The organism is Bacillus sp. 16GRE42 (assembly GCF_019837435.1).
In the GTDB taxonomy this organism is placed as follows: domain Bacteria; phylum Bacillota; class Bacilli; order Bacillales; family Bacillaceae_G; genus Bacillus_A; species Bacillus_A wiedmannii.
In genome coordinates, this window is the sequence record NZ_JADAXF010000016.1 from 1 (window position 1) to 7,646 (window position 7,646).

General features: G+C 29.2%; 7 protein-coding genes and 1 pseudogene. 4 read left to right on the forward strand and 4 right to left on the reverse strand.

Annotation, left to right across the window (positions count from 1 at the left end):
- Positions 1-94, forward strand: a pseudogene (locus ILS93_RS28220) (tyrosine-type recombinase/integrase); the annotation flags it as partial.
- A gap of 74 nt (positions 95-168) precedes the next feature.
- Complete coding sequence (locus ILS93_RS28885; protein ID WP_261784342.1) at positions 169-297, forward strand: hypothetical protein; 129 nt, start codon at positions 169-171, stop codon at positions 295-297.
- 65 nt (positions 298-362) lie between these two features.
- On the opposite strand, the gene ILS93_RS28225 is transcribed toward ILS93_RS28885, so the two are convergent.
- Positions 363-1,643, reverse strand: coding sequence for an HlyD family efflux transporter periplasmic adaptor subunit (locus ILS93_RS28225; RefSeq protein ID WP_315971471.1), 1,281 nt, complete (start codon positions 1,641-1,643; stop codon positions 363-365).
- A gap of 37 nt (positions 1,644-1,680) precedes the next feature.
- A complete protein-coding gene (locus ILS93_RS28230) occupies positions 1,681-3,879 on the reverse strand; it encodes a peptidase domain-containing ABC transporter (RefSeq protein WP_222661727.1) in 2,199 nt (732 codons plus the stop codon).
- A 193-nt stretch (positions 3,880-4,072) separates the two neighbouring features.
- Here ILS93_RS28230 and ILS93_RS28235 point away from each other — a divergent pair, with 193 nt between their 5' ends.
- Both ILS93_RS28235 and ILS93_RS28240 read left to right on the forward strand, forming a co-directional pair.
- On the forward strand, positions 4,073-4,258 hold the full coding sequence (locus ILS93_RS28235; protein ID WP_222661728.1) for a hypothetical protein: 186 nt from the start codon (positions 4,073-4,075) through the stop codon (positions 4,256-4,258).
- Positions 4,259-4,290: 32 nt separating this feature from the next.
- Positions 4,291-4,467 (forward strand): class IIb bacteriocin, lactobin A/cerein 7B family, encoded by a 177-nt coding sequence (locus tag ILS93_RS28240; RefSeq protein WP_222661729.1) that lies wholly within the window; start codon positions 4,291-4,293, stop codon positions 4,465-4,467.
- A gap of 393 nt (positions 4,468-4,860) precedes the next feature.
- On the opposite strand, the gene ILS93_RS28245 is transcribed toward ILS93_RS28240, so the two are convergent.
- Both ILS93_RS28245 and ILS93_RS28250 read right to left on the reverse strand, forming a co-directional pair.
- The gene (locus ILS93_RS28245) at positions 4,861-5,412 is read right to left on the reverse strand and encodes a MerR family transcriptional regulator (RefSeq protein ID WP_222661730.1); all 552 of its coding nucleotides are present in this window, start codon (positions 5,410-5,412) and stop codon (positions 4,861-4,863) included.
- A 1,223-nt stretch (positions 5,413-6,635) separates the two neighbouring features.
- On the reverse strand, positions 6,636-7,220 hold the full coding sequence (locus tag ILS93_RS28250) for a MarR family transcriptional regulator (RefSeq protein WP_222661731.1): 585 nt from the start codon (positions 7,218-7,220) through the stop codon (positions 6,636-6,638).
- Between the last annotated feature and the right edge of the window lie 426 nt (positions 7,221-7,646).

The window sequence follows — 7,646 nt, forward strand, 5'->3', positions numbered from 1 at the left end:
GATATTAAATCACAGTACACCACAAATCACTTTAAAATATATTGGTATCAATAAAGAAGAAAAAGATAACATACTTGATACATTTTATATCTAGCAAAAAATAAATCATTATATCTATATTCATGATAATATTAAAGTAAGATTATTAATACAGCGGAGGACAACAACATGAAAAAAGTAAAAAAAATATTAAAAAATCCATTTGTGAAGTATCCATTAACTATAATTTCAGCCATTGCAATAATGAAAGTAGGATATGATTTAGGATCATTTTTAATAACACTAAAATATATTTAAGTAATAGTAAAAAAGAAATTAATCCTTTGTTAAAGGATTAATTTCTTTTTTACTTATATTCCATTTCACGAAAGAAAATCTAATTTTTTTAAGATAAATTTCCAAACCGGTTCTTCACCGATAACTATAGAAGCCTCACCTACTACACCTACATTTAAATAATCTAACTTATCTACATTAACAGTTGCTTCAACCTCATACACATAAGATTTCATATCTTTATTAAATATTGGTTGCGCTGATATATACTTTACCACTCCAACTAACTTATTCTTACTATCTACATTAAAGGAATAATTAACCTTATCTCCTACTTTTATATTTTTTCTACTATCAGCTAACAATAAGATCTTAATTTTTTTATCAGATTCATTTGGAACAATAGAAACAATTTCTTGGCCACCCTCTAATAAATCGCCTTGTTGTAAAGGTGAAGATAACTGAACAACACCATCCTTAGAAGAACGAATTATCATATTACCCTCATTATTATGTAAAGAATCTTTCTCCTGTTTCTTTAAAAATAAATCTTCTTCTATTTTTTCTAAACGTTGATTAATTGTTACAATATTATCTTGCTTATACTTCTCTAAAGTAATTGTTTTTTGTTCTTCTTTATTTTTTTTCTCAATAAGTAAATTTTTATTTTCACTATCTAATATAAATTTTCTTTGCTCTATACGTTTACCAATATTACTTTTTTGAGATTTTAATAAATTTAATCTATGATTAAATTCTTCCTCTGAAATTCCTAATAACTTCTCACTATTATTTTGTTCTAACATCTTAATTTCTTGTTCTATTTTTTCTTGTTCTGCAAATAATCCTTGTAAAGTGTCATCTGTTTCATTTGAAACCTTATTTTGTTCCAATATTCTAATCTCAGATTCTTTTTCTTTCTTTAATAATTTATAACCATTTTCATAACCCTTATATTCTTCTAAAAATTTGTTATCAACATCCTCTGAAAAAGAACTTACTCCTTTTTCAATACTTAACTTCAATTGCAATAACATCTTCTTTTGATTTTCAATATGATTAATCATAAGATCTAATTGTTTTTTCTTATCGATTAATTCTTCATTTTTCAAATGAAGAATTATATCTCCTTTTTTTATTCCGTCTCCTGATTTTACTTTTAATTCTTCCACAATCCCATTTAATGGCGTTCTAATTAAAGATACATCTTGCGCGCCTTGAACAATAGCAGTCCCTTTACTTACAATATCAACTTTCCCTAAATATCCCCATAAACACACCGCAACTAAGCAAAACCCTAAAAATCCTAATAACCAAGTTATAAAAAATGGTGGTTTTCTATCTAAAAGTTCCGCACTATCTGTCAATTGTTCGAATGAATGTATTTTATACATAATAATCTCCTCACATACCATGAGATTCTAATTTTATTTGTTCAGCATGAACTGTTTGATTTTTCCAAAGTCTATAATATTCTTCCTTTTGATATAGCAACTCTTCATGAGATCCTTCTTCTATAATCTTTCCTTTTTTCATTACCAAAATCTTATTAGCATGCTGAATTGTACTTAAACGATGAGCGATCATAATTACTGTTATTCCTTGCTCTCTTAATTCTTTCAACATATCTGTAATTTGTTTTTCAGTAGTTGAATCTAAATTACTTGTTGCTTCATCTAGTATTAAAATATTCGGTTCTTTTAATAATGCACGTGCAATTGCTAAACGCTGTCTTTGCCCACCAGATAAATTAGAAGCATTTTCTTCTAATAAAGTTTCATATCTTAACGGTAATTCTGAAATAAAATCATGAACACAAGCTTTTTTACAAACATTAATGATGTCTTCTAATGTTACTATCCTATCTAAACCAAAAGTTAAATTCTCATATATTGAACCACTAAAAAAGAAAGATTCTTGGGATACATACGCAATTTTCTCACGTAAAGCACTTTTATTAATCTCTTTAATATGATAATCATCATAAAATATATTTCCTTTTTCCACTTCATAATAATTCATCAATAATTTTGAAATTGTTGTTTTTCCAGAACCACTTTCTCCAACAAATGCTACTTGGTCTCCAGAATTAATTGAAAAACTAATATTATTTAAAACATTATTCCTCATTCCATATCTAAAAGTTACATCTTTAAATTCTATTTGACCTGTTAAATATTTTGGAGATACTTTTCTTTCCTCAACCTCTGACTTTTCTATTTCTAAATCAAAAATATCATTTAACCGTTCTGCAGCAATCAATGCTGATTGCATAGTTGGCTGAATACCAATAATATTTTCAATTGGATTTAAAAAATAAACTAGTAATGCATTGTATGTAATTAATTCACCTATAGTCATATTCCCTTTTAATACCTGCAAGGCACCAACCCAAAGAATGATTGTTCCACCAATTAATTCAAGTCCCATTTTAAAAGAACCCTGTAAATTAGCTAACATACCTCTTTTAAAAACATGTCTCATAAGATTAATAAACCGATTTTCAACTTGAAAGAAAACTTCTCTTTCTGCATTATACGATTTAACAGTAGCAATACCATTTAAAGACTCTACTAAATAAGAAGTTAACTTCGCATTACTTTCCATTTCTTCTCTATTAATATTTTCATAAGGCTTATGAAATAACAAAATAGTAGCTATATAAAATGGAATTAACAAAAGCGTAACACCAAATAAAGTAGAACTATGTACATAAAGTAAAATAGCCCCTAACATTACCATCAATGTATCAATCATTAACGTAACTGTAATACTAGACAATGCATCCCTAATTTTACTAGCATCCATAAATCTAGAGATTATTTCGCCTACTTTTCTAGTTTCAAAAAAATTCATAGGTAAACCAACAACATGACGGTAATATCCCAACATTAATTGAATATCTATTCTTCTACTAAAATATAAAATTAAATGTGTTCGAAAATAAGAAAGTAACACTTTAAAAACATAAAGTATAACAATCCCAATAGATACAATATGTAACGTTTGTATTAATTGATTAGATACAATATCATCAATCAAAAATTTAAAATAAAAAGCTCCAGCAAAACCAAATATATTAAAGAATATAGATGCTAAAAATAAAGGTAATAATAAATTTTTTTGTAATTTTAATAACTCAAAAAAACGAGAAAAAGTACTTTGAGAAACATTACCTTTTTTAAAATCGACCTTAGGACTCATTAAAATCAAAATACCCGTCCATATTTTACAAAAATCCTCTATACCATATGTAACTAAACCTTTCCCAGGATCAGCAACATATATTTTATCCTTTTTAACTTTATGAATTACTACATAATGTAATAATCCTCCATCCATTACAACATGAGCAATAGCTGGTAAAGGAATTTCCTTTAACGCCGTATAATCTGTAGCTTTTATACCTTTTACTTCAAAACCTAATTTCTCTCCTCCAACTAATAGACCTTGAACATTAGTCCCTTCTAAATCAGTACCAACCACCTCACGAATTTTAGAAATTGATATAGAAAGACCATGACTTTTAGCTATCATAGCAAGACAAGCTGGCCCACAATCCTTTAAATCATGTTGTTTAATACACGTGAATTTTTTTACCAATTTATATCCTACTTTCTCAAAAATAATATTGAAATATACTTAATTATATATATAGAAGTATATTAAAATAATAAAAAAAAAGGAAATATGCAATATTGCATATTTAATAATGCTATTTTCATATTAGAATATTAATTAAATATCGGTATATAACAATGCCGATATTTAATATTCAACTAGGAGGTACATAATTATGAAACTAAATACAAATAAGTTTACAGAACTTAATGAAAAAGAAATGCAAATGAATGGTGGAGGAATCTGGCAAATTCCTGCAACTTTAGGCGGTTGGGCTGGAACTGTCGTTGCCGGTGCAAAAATTGTAAAAGCGGGCTATGACGCTGGAAAATGGATTGGCGAACAAGCATATAAAAAATAATATAAATAACAACAAGAGATGAGGAATAAATAATGAAAACTATCGAAATGAAAAACATTGAAATCAAAAATACAGTAAATTTAACAGAAGAAGAGCTTCAAACAACAAACGGTGGCATAGTACCATTAGTAGTTCATGGAGCATTCATTTTATTCCAAGCTGGAATGGCTGCTGGTATCTATGAACAAGAAAAAAAATATAGAAAATAATAAATAAAATAAAAAAAAGATCTGTTAATTAATTAACAGATCTTTTTTTATAAAATAATAATAAAAATAGCAAGGGAATGCTTGTAGACTGATCTATACTGCATTCCCTTATTGTATGTATGCTATATTCCTATTCGCCTTTTTCTAACAGTAGAACCACGAATCTTGGCGAAGACATTGGATTTTGCCCTGTCCTGGGGTCCGTCCTCGCTATTTATTCCACGGTTCCCTTGACTACGAGCCTCCGAACCCTCAAACTCCCAAAGCCAACCCCAGCGGGCAAAAACCGCCCTTCTGGGGCCACCTCTGGCGAGTTTGCATGAGGGTTCCCCTCATCGTCAAGGAACTTTCGCGGCATAAACGCCAGGACTCAATTTGTAAATCTTATAATAATTATTTTCCAAATAACCTCGCAAAAAATCCTTTTGATTCCATGGATGCTGTTAATGATTTTGTTTCTTGTACTTCACGAATTGTTTCAAGTAACTTCTGATCCCGTTTTTCTAACTTATTATCAATATAATCTTGTTGCTTTTGTAATTGTTCAATTAACAATTTATTAAATTCTTCTTGTTTCTCACTATATTCTCTAAGTATATTAACTTCATTTTTTAATAATTTTAATTCCTCAGCTAAAATCTCTCCCGCTTCTTTACTAGGAACAGGCTTTATACTCTCTCCACCTGTAGCAAAATAATGTTCAATTTGTTTCATTGAATAATTCTGTTCTCGATGTAATTGCTTAACTATCTTCATTTGCTCAAGAGCTTTTTTATCAAAAATATTGTAACCTGATTCATTCTTCTCTAAAGGAATATATGTCTTTAATTCTTTCATCCAATTCCTTATAACATTTGGTGATTCATCTAAACATAATGCAACTTCTTTAACAGTCATCGCTATATAACCTGGGTTTTCTCCACCTAGGTATTCACTTTTATCCATCTTTTTACCCACCTTTAAAACCTAGATAAAAACCTTGATATTTTTAATATCAATGGTTATTTTCAAAAAAACCAACCTTGAAACCTAGGTATTAAACCTAGGTTTCTACTAATTCATTTTACTAAGGTTTATATCCTCCTGTCATATAAAAATAACGGATTTTTTCATATTTCTAATTCACACTTCATTTAACAAAGATCTTAGCCGCGCTACAAAAAGTTTTCTAATAACCTTACAATAAGTTAAAACTAAAATCATTCTTTTGTTTTTTAACATAGTAAATTTCACCTAAAAGATAAGTCATTTTAGAAAATTGGAAATTCCGAATCAAAAAAGAGAGAAGAGCATAAGGGGTTTTTGGGCCCAACTAGGGGTTGGGACTAGGCGGAGCCTAGCTTAAACGTGGGTACACGGAAATTCCCAGGATGTCCACTCACTGACGACATAAAACCTACCAAATGTCCCCATTATGTCTCTAGATGTAGACTCAGTGAGTACACAAAGTCCCTTTGATGTCTCCATATGAGTACTCACTAACGACATGATATTTTTAATAAATTGCAATCAAACATTACTTTAAAATACTAAAAAAACAATTAACATTAATTAAATATAAAGCTGTAATCTAGAAACAAATAATACCAAAATACAAAATACTATTCAGGCGCTTCAGAATCACTTTTAAAGAATATAAATCTAAAACAATACTATTTGTCGTAAAAACAAAAACAAACGCTTAAAAAGAAAAATAAACAGGTTTAAAAGGGGATTTCCTTTGCTTTTGGGGTTGAGGTTGGTTCGTCGTGTGGGGACGAACCCCCACGTATTACGTATTTATCAATATGGTAAGTGAAATTATTAAGCGAAAGCACTAGCGGTTCGGCTCGTATAATAGCAATTCAAGCCGATGATCCCAAATAGTTGCTTTTGGATGTATCGGCTTGGTGATATCCAAACTCGAGCCGAAAAAAGTTCCGCAAGGATGTAGCAAAGCGAAAAGGGTGGAGATTTTTTGTAGCAAAGCGAAAGAAAATACGACCCGTTCCTTGCGGAACTTTTAGCCATTTCTATATAGAGTAAGAAGGGACAAACATATCAAAGTAGAAAATACCCAGTAATACCAAGGGTTTCAAGATTTTTCGTACTTACCGTTTTTGGTAAGTAAACTTACCGTTTTTGGTAAGTACGAAATTAACAAAAAAAGTCTACTAATTAAAGTAGACTCAAAATAATTTAATAGGTAAATTTTTAAGTTGTTTAGGAACCTTTTTAAACATGGCTTTAAGTGTTGGATTAACCTCGTCTCTATTCCCTGAAAACATAACATGAGGATTTATAAACAAAGCATATGCCCTAACATTATTATCATCAACACCACTTTCAGAACGAGCTATAATTCCTTTATCAATCAATTTTCTAACTAATGGACTAACCTTCGTTTCATGTCTCCCAATTTTTTTTGCTAATTCTCTCTGAGTTAATGGGATCTGTTCTTTAGAATTAATATCACTTACTAAACAGTTACTTAAAAAACCTACACACATAGAAATATCAAGTAAAAATACCTTCTCAGCATTTGTTAAATAATCGATCTCAAATAAATATTGAATGTTTTGTTGAATGATCTGAACAAACTTTGCTTTATTTCTTATTTTACGTTCAGGAACTAATTTCATCCCTCTGGAACTAGCCTTCACTTGAAGTTCATTTGCTAATTGCATCTCTTCTTCTGACAAAATCTTCGAATTCTCAATATCTCTTAATCTTGCATTTTTCTCAGCTTGTTCTAAATTAACAAACTTTGTCATAATCCCTCTCCTCTTTTTATAAGATTTCCAACTAGAGAAGAAGAACATTTTATGTTATGATTTCTATATAAATTTAATATGTACACAAAAAACCCCCATCTCTAATTAATTGCTCGACACAATTAATTATAACATGTGGGTTTTTTTTATAAACATCTAAGTCACATAATCAATAAATAGACTAAAATACCCAACTCTACTCTAGGATTAATATCCTATTTTTCTTTAACCATAATTAGTTTCTATAATAAAACCTACAAAAACTTTCAAAGAACAATAATTTCAACTATATGGATTTTACATTACCATAAGGGTTAAAAAATATTCTTATACTAATAAATTGTTACATTTCCCTTAAACTTCAAACTTAATTTCATTTTCTCGTCCTAAAACGGTTGTCGCTTCGCTCGATTTTTTATCTTTTTG